Consider the following 16,793-nt stretch of genomic DNA (forward strand, 5'->3'; position numbering starts at 1 on the left):
TCATCTTTGTTCCTGTTTGTCAAGAACTTTTTTATTTTTTTCTTATTTAAAAGATGATGTGTTTTCGTCTTGTAAAAGACACAACTATTATAGTATACTGCATTTTCTCAAATATGTCAATACCTTTTTTAAAAAAATTAAATCTTTCTTTTGGAAAGATTTAATAACGCAGAAGGAGGGATTTGAACCCTCGCACCGCGTAAACGGTCTATACCCTTAGCAGGGGCACCTCTTCAGCCACTTGAGTACTTCTGCAAATGCCTAAACATTAAAAATATTTTATTGCATTACGTCATTTATGACGCTTGAATATCTTAACAAAACCAAGATGTTTTGTCAATAGATTTTTAATTTATTTTTTCAAAAAAGAGAGCATTAACTATATATAGATAATTATGCTCTCTTCATCCATTATATGGTATATATAATATTACTTATTTCTTCTTTTATTTATTTTAATTTTTTAAACAGATTTTTCACTGTAGGATAGATTTCTTTAAATATCTGATATTTTTCTTCATATTTTTTTGCCAGTTTTTCATCAGGTTCAACTGTATCCACTACTTGTACCAGTTTTTCAGCAGCTTCTTCTACATTTTTAAATTCTCCACATCCTACCGCTGCCAGCATTGCACCACCATAACCTGGTCCTTCTTCACTTTCTATACTATCTACTTTTATATTTAGTACATTGGCTACAATTTTTTTCCATAATTGACTTTTGGCTCCTCCTCCACATATTCTGGTCCTATTGATTTTAATTCCAAGAGATTTTGCAACTTCAAATGAATCTCTAATTGCAAAAGCAACACCTTCTAAAACTGCCTGTGTCATATCTGCTCTTGTTGTATCCATTGTCATACCTATAAAAGTACCTCTTGCATCCGGATCATTATGTGGTGAACGTTCACCCATAAGATACGGAAGAAAGAATACATGATTTTCTCCTAAATTTTCTATTTTCTTCTGTTCCTCTTTATATTCTTTTGTCCCTATTATATTATCCATCCACCACATATTACAAGATGCAGCACTTAACATACATCCCATTAAATGATAATTACCATCAGCATGTGCAAATGAGTGAAGTGCATTATTCTTATCCACTCCAAATTTTTTACTTGAAATAAATACTGTTCCTGATGTTCCAAGCGAAATATTACATTTTCCATCACCAACAGTCCCTGTACCAACTGCGGCGGCTGCATTATCACCAGCACCTGCTATTATCTTCACTTCATGTGAAATACCTATCATATCTGCTATTTCCGGCTTAATTTTACCTACTACCTGATAACTTTCATAAACTGTAGCCAGCTGTTCTTTTTTTACATGACATATATTCATCATTTCTTCAGACCAGCATTTATTCTCTACATCAAACAACAGCATTCCCGAAGCATCTGATACATCTGTACAAAATACTCCTGATAACTTGTAAGCAATATAATCTTTCGGCAACATTATTTTATCTATTTTTTTGAAATTCTCTGGTTCATTATTTCTTACCCATAAAATTTTAGGAGCGGTAAATCCAGTAAAAGAAATATTTGCTGTATATTGGGATAGCTTTTCCTGTCCAATCTCCTGATTCAAATAATCACATTCTTTATACGTTCTTCCATCATTCCATAATAATGCCGGTCGTATGACTTTATCATTCTTATCAAGAATTACCAGACCATGCATCTGTCCACCAAAACTAATGCCGCCAATATCATTTTGTCCACAATCACTTGTTAATTCTTTCATTCCATCCACAAAAGCATTCCACCAGTCTTGTGGATTTTGTTCTGACCATCCTGGATTTGGAAAATAAATCGGATATTCTTTTGATACAATTTTTTTGATTTCACCTGAACCATCCATTAATAAAAGCTTTAATGCCGATGTACCTAAATCTGCCCCAATATACAACATATAATTTCCTCCGTTCTATAAAATATTACTACTTTATGTTTAAAAGGGTATGAAACACCTTTTTTCTTATGCCTCATACCCTTTTCTTTAATTATTCATTTTTTTAAATTCTTCCACTGCTGTTTCATACAAATTATGTCCATGACTATCGATTACAACAATTACAGGAAAGTCTTCTACTCTCAGTTTACGAATTGCTTCTGTACCAAGATCGTCATAGGCAATAACTTCTGAATCTTTTATACATTTAGAAAGAAGTGCACCTGCACCACCAACTGCTGCGAAATAAACCGCTTTATTTTTTACAATAGAATCAATAACCTCAGGTGATCTTTTTCCTTTACCAATCATTCCTTTTAATCCCTGTTCCAGCATAGTTGGCGTATACTTATCCATTCTGCTACTGGTTGTCGGGCCTGCCGATCCAATTACCTGACCCTCTTTTGCCGGAGTTGGTCCCAAATAATAAACAAACTGATTTTCTAAAGATACTGGTATATCCTCGTTATTATTCAGAGAATCAAACATTCTTTTATGAGCAGCATCTCTTGCTGTATATATGGTTCCTGATAAATACACATAATCTCCAGAATTTAAATTTTGTAATTCTTCCTCTGCTGCCGGCACATTTAAATGCTTTTCCATAATTGTTCCTCCTTACAAAACCCTATGAGAATGACGATTCACATGACAACATATATTCACTGCAAGGGGCATTCCCGCGATATGTGTTGGATATGTTTCAATGTTAAGTCCTAATGCCGTTGTATTTCCTCCCAATCCTCCAGGACCGATTCCCAACTGATTAATTTCTTCTAATAATTCCTTTTCCAGTTTAGCTATATGCTCCTTTGCGGAAGGCTGATCCAGATTTCTTGTTAATGCTTTTTTAGCAAGAAAAGCTGCCTTTTCAAAACTTCCTCCAAGACCTACACCTATGACCATAGGCGGACATGCATTTGGACCTGCATCCCTTACAGCCTCTATAACAGATTTCTTTATTCCTTCCTCACCATCTGCAGGTTTTAACATAAAAATCCTGCTCATATTTTCACTTCCAAAACCTTTTGGAGCAACCAGTATTTCCAGATTTTCTCCTGGAACGATATCAATATGTATAATAGCCGGTGTATTATCTTTTGTATTTTCTCTGATCAAAGGATCTTTTACAACTGATTTTCTAAGATAACCTTCTTTATATCCCTGACGTACCCCTTCATTTACTGCATCTTTCAAAGGCAATCCTTCAATATGGAGATCTTGTCCAACATTTAAAAATACAATTGCCATTCCTGTATCCTGGCAAATGGGAGTTGCATCTTCTTTTGCAATTTCCATATTTTCCTGAAGTTGTCCTAAAATCTGCTTTCCAAGAGGACTTTTTTCATTTTCATATGCCTTTTGAAATCTGCATTGCATATCATCTGTCAAAGATAAATTAGCTTCAATACACATCTCTCTGACATTTTTAATAATTTCATCTGTATGAATTGTTCTCATGTTGCCCTCCAACTATTTTATTTAATATTTTATTTTTTTCACAACAGTCATGTCTTTTGGATAAGAATGTACCTGCCATTCTCCATTACTGTTCTTCATAAGTTTATAATAACTATCAATAGTTCTCATATGAAGAGGTTCTTTTTGATTTTGAATTTTATAAGTTTCCTGCATATGAATGATACAAGTATTTTTTGATGGATAACTTACTTTTAAGAAATTATAAGATAATAATTCTTCAGTAATGTCTTTTTTAATATATTCTTTGTTTTCTTTATAAACCGGCCCATCTTTCACCATATATTTTTCAATATAAGAGAAATTATGTTCATTAATTGCCTTGATAAAAGCATTTAAGTAATTATGCATCATTTTTTCAGGCTCAGACAATCCACTGGTTGAAGCAGAAGCTGACATTAATGTATCTGGTTTATAAGAAGAATATTGTTTTCCACCTATCTTTCGATCCTGATACTCTACCATAAGATTACGAAGGTCTGTTTTATTTTCGCTATTACTTACTTTATATTCAACTAAATATAATTCCTTCTGTTGTCTATAAATTTCATTATAAATTTCAGCCATATTATCGATATTATCGATACTACGATAAAATCCGCCTGTTTCAGTGCATATTCTCTGTACATCATATGTTTTTATGGTACTTCCTATTCCAATGATAAAAACCGGAATTTTATATTTTTTTGCAATTTCTATAACATCCTCTGGTTTACAATAGCTGTAATTATCTGCACCATCTGTAAAAGCAACAACACATTTTGCCCCATTTTGAACTGCTGTTGTATTAACAGCTGCAAACAATGCATCATATAAACTTGTCATATTATCTGTTGTAAGATTCTGTATTTTTTCATCAAGAGTCGTTTTATCTTTTGTAAATGAAACTGCTGTCTGAACTCCTGTAGAAAATGTTGTTAATTCAACCTGATCTCCAATAGAAAACTGAACACTATTCAAGAAAGTCTGCATAATATTTTTCGCTTTTAACATTGGAGACCCATTCATGCTGGCACTCACATCAGCAACCATATTAATATTTAGGGCTTCTTTCTGATCCAGCTGAGATGCTTTTATAATAGTCTGTCTTTCAAAATTTTTGCTTCCTGTTTTTTCTTTCAGATAAAAATATTGCTTTTTCAATCCGGAAGGCACCTTATCTGTTGTTTTATCTCTGATATCCAGATAAATTTTTACCTTTGGATACTGTGATGTATCAACCTGAACAACCTGAATAGCTAAATTATCGTATTCAATCTGAATAGATGCTAATAATTTTTCCCATTTTATTTTCACTTTTCTGGCATTTTTAAATCGATTATCATCAATATATTTCTGCATTTGCTTTTCATAATTTTCGATTGATTTTAGTTCATTGTCAAAAGCTTTAGATGTATCACTTTCTTTTAATTTTTTTAAATCATTATCTGCATCTGTTTTATTCTCTTTTACAATCTCCTTTTCAAATTCATCCAGCTCCTTTTGTGCAGTCTTTGCTCCATCAATATTTTTTCTTGAAATAGCATATTCAAAATTTGCCAAAAGTCTTTTATATTCTCCATCATTATTATTTAAGTAATAATTATTAAAACGTTCCTGACTTTCTTCAAATTTCTTTTCCATAGCATGGATTTTATGATTTCTCTGAAATACAAAGATACCGATAACAGATAATGCTATTACTACAAGAATACCTGTAATTTTCTTTTTTCCCATACATTCTCCTCCCTATTATCTATTAACACTATTATATAACGAAATCAGAGCACAGACAATCAATCTATGCTCTGATTTTCTATAAATTATTCTTCTTCAGATAATTCTTCCTGGACTTCTTCTTTTCTTACCTTGGCAATACTTGCAACTTTAACATTTTCATTGACATTCATTACCTTAACTCCTGAAGTATTTCTTCCAAGAACTGATATACTTCCCACTCTTGTTCTAATAATAACTCCTTCTGTTGTTATCATCATGATTTCGTTATCGTCATTTACAGCTTTTACGCCTACAACATCACCTGTCTTTTCTGTAATCTTATAGCATTTAACACCTTTTCCACCACGATGCTGAGAAACAAATTCATCCATCATAGTTCTCTTACCCATACCATTTTCAGATACGATCAATAGTGCTTCTCCCTGAGTATCAAGCTGCATGCCGATAACCTCATCATCTCCTGTAAGATTAATTCCACGTACCCCCATAGAAGTACGTCCAATACAACGTACATCTTTTTCATTAAATCTGATACATTGTCCATTTTTTGTAACAAGAAAGACATCTTTATGATCATCTGTGAATTTTACTTCAATCAACTGATCATCATCTTTTAATGTAATAGCAGCCAACCCTGTTTTTCTTATATTAGAGTAATCCATAATAGATGACTTTTTAACGATACCATGTTTTGTAGCCATCATTAAATATTTTCCATCTTCATATTTTTCAATTGGAATCACAGCTGTGATTTTCTCTCCTGACTGTAGCTGAAGTAGATTTACAATTGCGCTTCCTCTTGCTGTACGGCTGCTCTCCGGAATTTCATATGCTTTCAGACGATATACTCTTCCCATATTGGTAAAGAACATAATGTAATGATGAGTCGTTGTCATAAATAACTCTTCAATATAGTCTTCATCAATGGTCTGCATTCCTTTAATACCTTTACCACCACGATTCTGACTCTTAAAATTATCCACTGTCATTCTCTTAATATAACCAAGTTTTGTCATGGTAATTACAGTATTTTCTCTAGGAATCAGATCTTCTATGGAAATATCATCTACATCAAATCCAATTTGTGTTTTTCTTTCATCACCATATTTATTACGAATTAAGATAAGCTCATCTTTGATAACTCCAAGAAGAATCTTTTCATCTGCAAGAATTGCTTTTAATTCTTTAATACGCTCCATTAATTCATGATATTCTTTTTCCAATTTGGCACGTTCCAAACCATTTAATGCTCTCAGACGCATATCTACTATTGCCTGAGCCTGAGCATCTGTTAATCCGAAACGTTCCATTAATTCAAGCTTTGCAGCCTGAATATTAGCTGCCTCACGAATAATTTTTATAACTTCATCAATATGATCCTGTGCAATCAGCAGACCTTCCAATATATGAGCTCTTTCTTCTGCTTTATTCAACTCATATTTTGTTCTTCTGGTTACAACATCTTCCTGATGCTTTAAATAATAATTAAGCATCTCAAAAAGATTCAATATTTTGGGTTCATTATTTACCAATGCCAGCATGATAACCCCAAAAGTATCCTGAAGCTGGGTATGCTTATATAATTGATTTAAAATGACATTAGCATTTGCATCTCTCTTTAACTCAATACATATTCTCATACCACTTCTATCTGATTCATCTCGAAGTTCAGTAATTCCTTCTATTTTCTTCTCTCTTACAAGACTTGCAATTTTCTCAATTAATCTTGCCTTATTTACCATATAAGGAAGTTCTGTAACTATAATTCTCTGTTTTCCATTGGCCATAGCCTCAATATCTGTTACAGCACGTACTTTTATTTTTCCGCGTCCTGTCCGATATGCTTCATTTATTCCTCCACGACCAAGAATAGTTGCTCCTGTTGGAAAATCAGGACCTTTTACTATTTCTAAAAGTTCTTCCATGGTTGTAACTCTATTTTCAGTTACTTTATCATCAATAATTTTAATAACTGCATTAATAACTTCTGTCAGATTATGAGGAGGAATATTAGTCGCCATACCTACTGCTATTCCCTGTGTTCCATTCACCAGAAGATTTGGAAAACGAGATGGAAGAACGGAAGGTTCCTTTTCTGTCTCGTCAAAATTCGGCACAAAATCTACTGTATTTTTATTTATATCTGCCAGAAGTTCCATGGAAATTTTACTTAATCTTGCTTCTGTATAACGCATTGCTGCAGCGCCATCTCCATCTACAGAACCAAAATTTCCATGTCCATCTACTAATGGATATCTGGTAGACCATTCCTGTGCCATATTAACCAGCGCACCATAAATTGAACTGTCTCCATGAGGATGATATTTACCCATGGCATCACCGACGATACGTGCACATTTACGATGTGGCTTATCCGGACCGTTGTTTAATTCTATCATTGCATAAAGGATTCTTCTCTGTACTGGTTTCAAACCATCTCGTACATCTGGAAGGGCCCTGGAAGCAATAACGCTCATGGCATAATCTATATAAGAATTTTCCATGGTCTCTTTAAGATCAATATCATGAACCTTATCAAAAATTGTATTTTCGTCCATTATCTTCTTCCTTCCTAAATATCTAGATTCTTAACATATTTTGCGTTTGCTTCAATAAATTCTCTTCTAGGTTCGACCTGATCTCCCATTAGTGTAGTAAATGTCAAATCTATTTCAGAAGCAGAATCTTCATCAAGATTAACTCTTAATAAAATTCTCTTTTCCGGATCCATAGTTGTATCCCAAAGCTGTTCTGCATCCATCTCTCCAAGACCTTTATAACGCTGAATTTTATTGTTATTATCTCTTCCAATGTCTGTGAGAATATTATTTAATTCCTCATCACTATATGCATACCAGAACTTTTTATTTTTTTCAATTCTGTATAAAGGTGGCTGTGCCAGATATACATATCCCTGTTTTATTAGTTCCGGCATAAACCGATATAAAAATGTTAAAAGCAATGTAGCAATATGTGCACCATCCACATCGGCATCTGTCATAATAATTATTTTATGATAACGCAGCTTGCTTATATCGAAATCATCATGAATTCCTGTTCCAAATGCTGTAATCATTGCCTGAATTTCTTTATTAACAAGAATTTTATCCAATCTTGCCTTTTCAACATTTAAAATTTTACCTCTCAACGGGAGAATTGCCTGTGTCGCACGGGAACGAGCAGTCTTTGCTGAACCTCCTGCGGAATCTCCTTCGACAATATAAATTTCACAATTTTCCGGATTCTTATCAGAACAATCAGCAAGTTTTCCAGGAAGACTCATTCCATCCAATGCTGTTTTTCTTCTAGTTAAGTCTCTTGCTTTTCTTGCTGCATCTCTAGCTCTTTGTGCCAGTACTGCCTTTTCACAAATAACTTTTGCCACAGCAGGATTCTGCTCAAGAAAATATGTCAGCTGACTGGAAACTACACTATTTACTGCTCCTCTGGCCTCACTATTACCTAATTTCTGTTTTGTCTGTCCTTCAAACTGAGGTTCACCAATTTTTACACTGATAACAGAAGTCAATCCCTCTCTAATATCCTCACCTGACAGATTATCTTCTTTTTCTTTTAACAGATTATTTTTTCTTGCATAATCATTAAATGAGGATGTAAGAGCAGTCTTAAAACCAGATAAATGGGTTCCACCTTCCGGAGTAATAATATTATTTACAAAACTTAGAGAATTCTCATTATAGGAATCATTATGCTGAAGTGCAACCTCTACATACACTCCATCTTTTTCGCCTTCACAATAAATAACATCTTCATAAAGGCTTTCTTTCCCTTTATTAAGATATTCTACAAATTCTTTAATTCCACCTTCATAATGGAATGTTTCCGCAACTCTCTCATCTTCTCTCTCGTCAATTAAAATAATTTTAAGATTTTTTGTTAAAAAAGCAGTTTCGCGTAATCTTCTTTTTAAAGTTTTATAATCAAAATCCACCGTCTCAAAAATTGTATCATCAGGCATAAATGTTACCTGAGTTCCGGTCTTATCTGTATCTCCTATTTCTTTCAAAGGATAACAAACTTTTCCTCTCTCATAACGCTGTTGATAAATATGTCCATTCTCATATACTTTTACTTCCAGCCATTGTGATAATGCATTTACTACAGATGATCCTACACCATGGAGACCTCCTGATACTTTATATCCTCCGCCTCCAAATTTTCCTCCGGCATGAAGTATTGTAAATACGACTTCAACACTAGATACGCCTTTTTTCTTATTGATGCCTACCGGAATACCTCGACCATTGTCTAACACGGTTACAGATCCATCTTTATTTAGAGTCACATGGATAGTATCACAATATCCAGCCAATGATTCATCCACCGCATTATCAACGATTTCATATACCAGATGGTGAAGCCCTTTTTCAGAAGTACTTCCAATATACATTCCCGGCCTTTTTCTAACTGCTTCTAAGCCTTCCAATATTTGTATTTGGTCTGCACCATATTCACCCTGTTTTTGTGTACCCATAGCTTCCTCCTAATTTTGTTTAACGATTTTTCCTGCTCTAATTTGAAACATACGCTGAATTGGCAGATGTTTATCAATAAATTCATCTAAACCTGTACAGGTTATCATGGTCTGTGTATCTTTAATACTTTCCAGTAAATACTTTTTACGATGACTGTCAAGTTCTGACAGAACATCATCTAATAATAAAACAGGCGAATCTTTCATTACCTCTTTTACCAACTGAATCTGCGCAAGCTTTAATGATAATGCTGCTGTTCTCTGTTGTCCCTGCGATCCATATTTTCTTATATCGATATCATTAACGATAAAGCTAATATCATCCCTGTGGGGACCCACTGTTGTAGTAGAATATTTTAAATCAATATTTCTTTTTTTTATAAGTTCTGTCAGAAATTCATCATAATTTACGTTATTATCATATTCCAGTCTGATTTCTTCTTTATTTCCGGTAAGTTTTCCATGAATTTCCTTAATAATAACATTTAAATGTTTAATAAAAGCCTCTCTATACCGAACAATTTCAGAACCATATTTTACAAGCTGTATATCCCAGGCTTCTAAAGTATCAATTAAACTCTTCTGAAAATTAATCTGTTTCAGCAAATTATTTCTTTGAACTAATATTTTATTATATTTTGACAAATGATATAAATATAAACTTTCCAGCTGGGATAATTCAATATCCAGAAACTTTCTTCTTTCACTTGGTCCGTTTTTAATTATTTTCAAATCTTCCGGAGAAAAAAATATAATCGGAATCTGTCCAAGCAGATCACTTGATTTACGGATAGGTATTTTATCAATGGCGACACCCTTAGCCTTGCTCCTTTTCAAATGCATATCCAGCTGATGCATAATATCCTGCTTTTCATAATGCATTCTTATGTGAGATTCATTTTCTTTAAATCTTATAATTTCCCTGTCCTTGCTTCCTCTGTGAGATTTTGTAGTGGCTCCAAGATAAACAGCCTCCAGAATATTTGTTTTACCCTGAGCGTTATCTCCATACAAAAGATTCGTCCCATTTGCAAAATCAATGGAAAGATTTTCATAATTTCTATAATTCTTTAATTCCAATGATTTTATATACATAATTCACCCAACTACTTAATAATATTTATTTCTTCACCATTAAAAGAAATGACTTCTCCTCCAAACAATTTTTTTCCTCGTCTGGTTTCCACTTCTCCATTGAGAAGAACTTCTCCTTCTTGTATCACGATTTTAGCATCTATGCCTGAACCAACAAGTCCCGCTGCTTTAAGAGCCTGTCCAAGCTTAATATATTCACCTTTTAATTTTATTTCATTCATAACAATATCTTCTCCTAATGATTAAAATTTACCGGAAGTATCAGATAAGTGTAACTTCCTGCATCATCCTTAATGAAACAAGGAGCTTTTGGATTTACAAGATAAATATTAATCTCTTCATCGTCAATAACTCTTAATACATCCATCAGGAATTTTGGATTAAACCCTATTAATAAATCTCTTCCTTCTTTTGTGATCATAATACTTTCTTCCATAGTTCCAAAGAAAGAAGAAATATTTAATTGAAGTGAATTATCCGTAATATTAATTATAATAGGTTTTTTATCAGATTCTCTTATTAAAAGACTTGCTCTGTCAATACAGCTCAAAAATTCTTTCTTGTTAATTCTGATTTTTGTTTCATAATCACTTGAGAGCATCTGGCTTATTTTATAATATTCCCCTTCCAAAAGTCTTGAAACAACTTTTGTATTATCAAATTCAAATAAAATATGCTTAGATGTAACATATATGGTAACTTCTTCTTCTGTTTCGCCTGATATAATTTTAACAATCTCCTGAAGTGTCTTTCCAGGAACGACAACCTTGAAAGAATCATAGCTTTCCTTTAGCTGAATATTACGAATGGATATTCTATGACCATCCAGGGATACAACGCTTAGCTTATTATCCTTAACTTCAAACAGTTCTCCAGTCATCAATTTTGTATTTTCATTATCTGAAATAGAAAAAATTGTCTGACGAATTATTTCTTTTAAAGAATATTGTGATAAAGTGATACTTTTTTCTCTTTCTATTTCAGGAAGATAAGGAAATTCATTTCCTTCCTGTCCCATAATCTGGAAACAAGCCTTTTCACAGGTAATTGTTGCTTTAAAATCTTTATTTGTTTCAATAGTAATATCATTATCTGGAAGTTTACGAACAATTTCTGAAAAAAGTTTGGCATCCAATGCAATTTTTCCTTGTTCAAGTATAGTTCCTTCTATAGTAGTTTCAATTCCAAGTTCCATGTCATTGGCTGTTAAAGTAATAGTTCCAGCACTTGCCTCTATTAAAATACATTCAAGTATTGGTAATGTTGTTTTATTGGAAACAGCTTTTGAAACAATACTGACTCCATGAACAAGATGGTTCTTATTACATATAATCTTCATAAATGTGAATAACTCCTTTCGGTGTGAAGTTGGCTTAAATAAATAAATAAAATTCGTAGTAATAGTCGTAGTAGGTGTGGATTTGGGGATAACCTTAAAAAACCGCTAAACATAAAGCTTTTAAGGGTTGATAAAATGTGAAAAAAACTCTGAAAAACAGAGGATAATCAGAAAATTATCAACATTGGAAAATATTAAAAAATAATAAATACACAGGATATCCACAAGTTATCCACAGATTTTGTGGATAACTATCCTGTTAAATAATTTTATTCCATTTTTTTAAGGATTACATTAATAACGCTTTCCAATTGAGGATCATTTTTTAGATCTTTTTCAATTTTCTCTACTCCATGAATTACAGTAGAATGATCTCTTTTTCCTATAATTTCTCCAATTTTAACAAGGGAAGCATCAGTCTGTTTTTTACATAAATACATACAGATCTGTCTTGGATATGCAATATCATGGCTTCTCTTTTTGGAAATAATATCATCTGTTTGTATGTTAAAATGTTCAGCAACTGTCTGTAGAATTAATTCCGGAGTAATTTTCTTCTTATTTTTACTATCAATTAAATCCTGTAGTGCTATTTTAGATAATTCAAGATTAATTGGCTGTTTATTCAGTCTTGAATATACTTTAATTTTGTTAAGAGCCCCTTCAAGATCACGAATATTAGATTTAATATGTGTAGCAACGTAATCAAATATTTCATCATCGATGTGTAAATGGTCTAATTCTGCTCTTTTTCTTAATATTGCAACTTTTGTTTCATAATTTGGTGGCTGAATATCAACCTGAAGCCCCCAGCTGAATCGGCTTCTCAGTCTTTCTTCCAATACATCCAGTTCTTTCGGCGGTTTATCAGATGAAAGAATAATCTGTTTATTAGCATTATACAATGCATTAAATGTATGGAAAAATTCCTGCTGGGTACTTTCTTTTCCTATAATAAATTGAATATCATCGACCAGTAGGACATCGATATTACGATATTTGTTTCTTAGTTCTTCCTGTTTTTTATGCTGAATGGAATTAATAACTTCATTGGTAAAATCTTCACTGGTTACATATAATACATTCAGCTGTTTGTTGTGTTCAATAATGTAATGGGCAATAGAATGCATCAGATGGGTTTTACCTAATCCGGCACCTCCATAAAGGAAGAGAGGATTGTATGCTTCTGCTGGAGCTTCCGCAACTGCAATACTGGCAGCATGGGCCATCTGATTATTATCTCCAATAACAAATGTATCAAAAGTATAACGGGGATTTAAATTATTATTATCCTGAACAGGCTCTTTTTTCGAGATTTTTTCCTGAGCCTCCTCTTTTTCCAGTTCAAAAGAAATATCGTATTTTGTTCCTGTAAGGTCCTGAATTGCTAAAGATATATAAAAATCATACATTTTCTTTTTAATAAACTGGATACCTCTTTCATCATATTTAGCATCCAATGAAAGTATAATATTATTATCTTGAACATCTTTAATATGAAGTGGTTTAATCCAGGCATTAATTGCTGCACTGGAAACATCATGCTCTTGTTCCAGCTTTATTAATACATCATCCCAGATTTTTTCAATGTTATTTTTCATGAATAAAGTAAATCCCTTTCTACGTAGTTTTAAAAATTGTACTCTTTTCCCTTTTTTCGAAGAATTTTTTTATAAAGAATTCCTCGTAATGGGTAGACATAGTCCACGAGGGTATATGAGTGCACTATATTTATAGTATAACAAAAAAACTTTTTTTTCAACTTTTGTTTGTTACTTATCAGGAAGAAAAAGGAAAGTTAATAACAGTGTGTGGATAACTTGCTCCACAGTATTAACATAACGAAAAATGTGGAAAAACAGAGGAAAATCAGATAATATGTAATTGATATTAACATTTTATCACCAAGTTATGCACAAGTTACCCACAAATTGTGGATAACATTATATATACCCACAATATCTATGAAAGTACCTATTTATCTTAAAAAAAGCAATTATTTGCTTGACTTTAAGGTATGTATTTGGATATAATAGAAACGATGTTTTTACGAATATATTATTCATATATATAATCAGAAAAATTTGTAAGGAGGTGTTTGCAGATGAAAATGACATTTCAGCCAAAGAAAAGACAGAGATCTAAGGTTCATGGATTTAGAAAAAGAATGAGCACTGCTAATGGAAGAAAAGTTCTTAAAAGCAGAAGAGCAAAAGGAAGAAATAGATTATCAGCTTAGGTCGCAGAGATGTGACCTTTTCTTTTCTCTATTAATAAGGAAGAGAATATGAAAAATTATCATTCATTAAGTAAGACAAAGGAATTCCAAAAAGTCTATAATAGTAGAAAATCCAAGGCTAATAAGTATCTTGTGATGTATTATATAGAAAATGATTTGGAATATAGCAGATTAGGAATATCAGTAAGTAAAAAAGTTGGGAATAGTGTAGTAAGACATCGTGTAACACGATTAATTCGTGAAAGTTATCGTTTAAATGAGAAAAAATTAAAGAAAAATTACGACTTGGTGGTAATTGCAAGAAATAACACTAAAGATATAGGCTATTATACTATGGAAAGTGCATTTTTGCATTTAGCAGATTTGCATCATTTAATAAAAAAGAGTTGAGTATAGTTGAAAAAAATTTTAATTTCTTTTATTAGATTTTACAGAAAGTATTTATCTAGATTAAAGGGAAGAGGAACATGTATTTATGTTCCAACTTGTTCGGAATATGCTATTGAAGCCCTGGAAAAGCATGGAGTTATTAAAGGAAGTCTGCTTTCTATTTACAGAATTTTGAGATGTAATCCATTCTCCAAAGGCGGATATGATCCTGTTCCGGAAGTCAGGAAAGGAAAAAGGTACGAAAAATGATGTTATTGTCACAGGCTCAGAATGTGGGCAATGGAGGAATTTTATATCCAATTGTCAGAGTATTTGGATGGGTAATTGAAGGAATCTATCATGGTTTAGCTGCAGTAGGAATTCATAATGTAGGTTTGTGTATTATTTTATTTACATTAATTTCTAAATTAATTTTATTACCATTAACTATGAAGCAGCAGCGTTCAATGAAAATTAACCAGATTGCTCAGCCTGAAATGAATAAGATTACAAAGAAGTATAGAAATAAAAAAGATCAGGCATCTATGATGAAACAGCAGGAAGAGATGCAGAAGGTCTATGAAAAATATGGAACAAGTCCTACAGGCGGATGTTTAACAACATTTATTCAGTTTCCGATTATCATGGCTTTGTACTATGTTATTCGTGCAGTAGAAGTCTATATACCACAGATTTCTAAAGATGTGGCAACTATTGGAAAAAGTGTTTATGAAATTGTTCCAGGACTTAATATTCAGGAAACTCCAGGATTTAGATTAAGTATTATGATGATCGTTCCTGTTTTATCATTTGTATTTCAGTTTTTGAGTGCAAAAACATCTATGTCAAATTCACAGATGGATGATAGCACACCTGGTGCAGGTATGACAAAGAGTATGATGTACACAATGCCTTTAATGTCTTTCTTTATGTGTATTACACTTCCGGCTGCGTTAGGTATTTACTGGGCTGCAAGTGCTTTATTCCAGTGGATTCAGCAGATTGCTTTTAATTATTATTATGATCATGCTGATATGGACAAAATTATTGAAAAGAGCCGTGCAAAGGCTGCTAAAAAGAAAAAGAAAAAAGGTCCTTCTTTATATGAAAAAATGTTAGGTGCAGGAGCTGCATCTGACCAGCCAAGCGGTGCATCTATTAAAAAAGGTGCAAGTGCTAAATCAACAAAGAATTTTGATTACAGTGGAAATACAAAAGGAGGAATTGCTTCAAAAGCAAATGCTAATAGAAAAAATAAGGGAGGTAAATAATAATGTCAGTAAAACAATTTACTGGGAAAACTGAATCTGATGCAGTAATAAATGCCGCTATGGAATTGGGAATTCCAAGTACCGACCTTGATTATAAAGTCATTGATCCAGGAAGCAATGGTTTTTTAGGATTATTTAAAAAACCTGTAATTATTGAAATTATAGAAAAAGCTGAAAAGAAGTCAGCAGTTTCCAATAAAACTAAAAAGAAAGTAGAAAAAAAGCAGGATAATGTAAAAACTGAAAAGAAATCAGCAAATAAAAAGACTGCCAATAAAGTAAAAGAAGCAGCTCCTGTTAAGGAAACAAAGAAAAATAAAGCTCCGGAGAATCTTGATGAAATTGTAAATAATACAGAAAAATATCTCGATGAAGTATTAAGAGCTATGGGATTAGAGCCTAAATTGAATCTGTATTATAATAGAAGAGATAATGTTTTGAATATTAATGTGTCTGGAGAAAAGATGGGTGCATTAATTGGAAAACATGGACAGACTTTAGATGCACTTCAGTATTTAACAAGTTTGTTCGTTAATAAAGAAAGCGATTCTTTTATTAAAATAAAACTTGATACAGAAAATTATAGAGAAAGAAGACAGCAGACTTTAGAAAAGCTTGCAGGAAGCATTGCTTATAAGGTAAAGAAAAATAAAAAACCTATTTACTTAGAGCCAATGAATCCAAATGAAAGAAGAATTATTCATTCTGCATTGCAAAAAGATCCATATGTAGTCACAAAGAGTGAAGGTAAAGATCCTTATCGTAAAGTTGTTGTTATGTTGAAAAAATAGAAATTCAGGCTGCCTTAGTTAAGGCAGCCTTTTTTGA

Annotated in this window: 15 protein-coding genes and 1 tRNA gene; 5 read left to right on the forward strand and 11 right to left on the reverse strand. The window is 32.5% G+C overall.

All coding sequences use genetic code 11. The annotated features are described in order from the left end of the window. Window positions 1-167: 167 nt before the first annotated feature. From KTB61_RS11450 to dnaA, 11 genes are all read right to left on the reverse strand, one after another. Window positions 168-255 (reverse strand) — tRNA-Ser (locus KTB61_RS11450). A gap of 195 nt (window positions 256-450) precedes the next feature. Further along, window positions 451-1,920, reverse strand: coding sequence for a xylulokinase (xylB, locus tag KTB61_RS11455; protein ID WP_216697552.1), 1,470 nt, complete (start codon window positions 1,918-1,920; stop codon window positions 451-453). Between the two features lie 87 nt (window positions 1,921-2,007). Further along, the gene (locus tag KTB61_RS11460; RefSeq protein ID WP_075759711.1) at window positions 2,008-2,565 is read right to left on the reverse strand and encodes a Fe-S-containing hydro-lyase; all 558 of its coding nucleotides are present in this window, start codon (window positions 2,563-2,565) and stop codon (window positions 2,008-2,010) included. A gap of 12 nt (window positions 2,566-2,577) precedes the next feature. Next, on the reverse strand, window positions 2,578-3,420 hold the full coding sequence (locus KTB61_RS11465) for a fumarate hydratase (RefSeq protein WP_216697553.1): 843 nt from the start codon (window positions 3,418-3,420) through the stop codon (window positions 2,578-2,580). A 21-nt stretch (window positions 3,421-3,441) separates the two neighbouring features. Beyond that, window positions 3,442-5,154, reverse strand: coding sequence for a vWA domain-containing protein (locus KTB61_RS11470; RefSeq protein WP_216697554.1), 1,713 nt, complete (start codon window positions 5,152-5,154; stop codon window positions 3,442-3,444). 86 nt (window positions 5,155-5,240) lie between these two features. After that, window positions 5,241-7,715, reverse strand: a complete 2,475-nt coding sequence (gene gyrA, locus KTB61_RS11475; protein ID WP_216697555.1) for a DNA gyrase subunit A — start codon at window positions 7,713-7,715, stop codon at window positions 5,241-5,243. Between the two features lie 14 nt (window positions 7,716-7,729). Further along, window positions 7,730-9,652 (reverse strand): DNA topoisomerase (ATP-hydrolyzing) subunit B, encoded by a 1,923-nt coding sequence (gene gyrB, locus KTB61_RS11480; protein ID WP_075759716.1) that lies wholly within the window; start codon window positions 9,650-9,652, stop codon window positions 7,730-7,732. 9 nt (window positions 9,653-9,661) lie between these two features. Beyond that, complete coding sequence (gene recF / locus KTB61_RS11485) at window positions 9,662-10,747, reverse strand: DNA replication/repair protein RecF (RefSeq protein ID WP_216697556.1); 1,086 nt, start codon at window positions 10,745-10,747, stop codon at window positions 9,662-9,664. Between the two features lie 11 nt (window positions 10,748-10,758). Further along, entirely contained in the window at window positions 10,759-10,968 is a 210-nt protein-coding gene (locus KTB61_RS11490) for an RNA-binding S4 domain-containing protein (RefSeq protein WP_075759718.1), read from the reverse strand. 14 nt (window positions 10,969-10,982) lie between these two features. After that, a complete protein-coding gene (gene dnaN / locus KTB61_RS11495) occupies window positions 10,983-12,086 on the reverse strand; it encodes a DNA polymerase III subunit beta (protein WP_075759719.1) in 1,104 nt (367 codons plus the stop codon). A gap of 269 nt (window positions 12,087-12,355) precedes the next feature. Then, window positions 12,356-13,687, reverse strand: coding sequence for a chromosomal replication initiator protein DnaA (dnaA, locus tag KTB61_RS11500; RefSeq protein ID WP_216697557.1), 1,332 nt, complete (start codon window positions 13,685-13,687; stop codon window positions 12,356-12,358). Between the two features lie 503 nt (window positions 13,688-14,190). On the opposite strand from dnaA, the gene rpmH reads away from it, so the two are divergent. From rpmH to jag, 5 genes are read left to right on the forward strand one after another with little or no spacing between them, the layout of a single operon-like run. Beyond that, window positions 14,191-14,325, forward strand: a complete 135-nt coding sequence (gene rpmH, locus KTB61_RS11505) for a 50S ribosomal protein L34 (RefSeq protein WP_008392981.1) — start codon at window positions 14,191-14,193, stop codon at window positions 14,323-14,325. Between the two features lie 48 nt (window positions 14,326-14,373). Next, window positions 14,374-14,715: a ribonuclease P protein component gene (gene rnpA, locus KTB61_RS11510; RefSeq protein ID WP_075759721.1), complete on the forward strand. Its 342-nt coding sequence runs from the start codon at window positions 14,374-14,376 to the stop codon at window positions 14,713-14,715. A 6-nt stretch (window positions 14,716-14,721) separates the two neighbouring features. Further along, entirely contained in the window at window positions 14,722-14,964 is a 243-nt protein-coding gene (yidD, locus tag KTB61_RS11515; protein WP_075759722.1) for a membrane protein insertion efficiency factor YidD, read from the forward strand. After that, window positions 14,961-15,965: a YidC/Oxa1 family membrane protein insertase gene (locus tag KTB61_RS11520; protein ID WP_075759723.1), complete on the forward strand. Its 1,005-nt coding sequence runs from the start codon at window positions 14,961-14,963 to the stop codon at window positions 15,963-15,965. The genes yidD and KTB61_RS11520 overlap by 4 nt, the downstream gene beginning before the upstream one ends. A 2-nt stretch (window positions 15,966-15,967) precedes the next feature. After that, a complete protein-coding gene (gene jag / locus KTB61_RS11525) occupies window positions 15,968-16,756 on the forward strand; it encodes an RNA-binding cell elongation regulator Jag/EloR (RefSeq protein WP_075759724.1) in 789 nt (262 codons plus the stop codon). Window positions 16,757-16,793 lie beyond the last annotated feature (37 nt).

It is taken from the genome of Anaerostipes faecalis (assembly GCF_018982945.1).
GTDB lineage: Bacteria > Bacillota > Clostridia > Lachnospirales > Lachnospiraceae > Anaerostipes > Anaerostipes faecalis.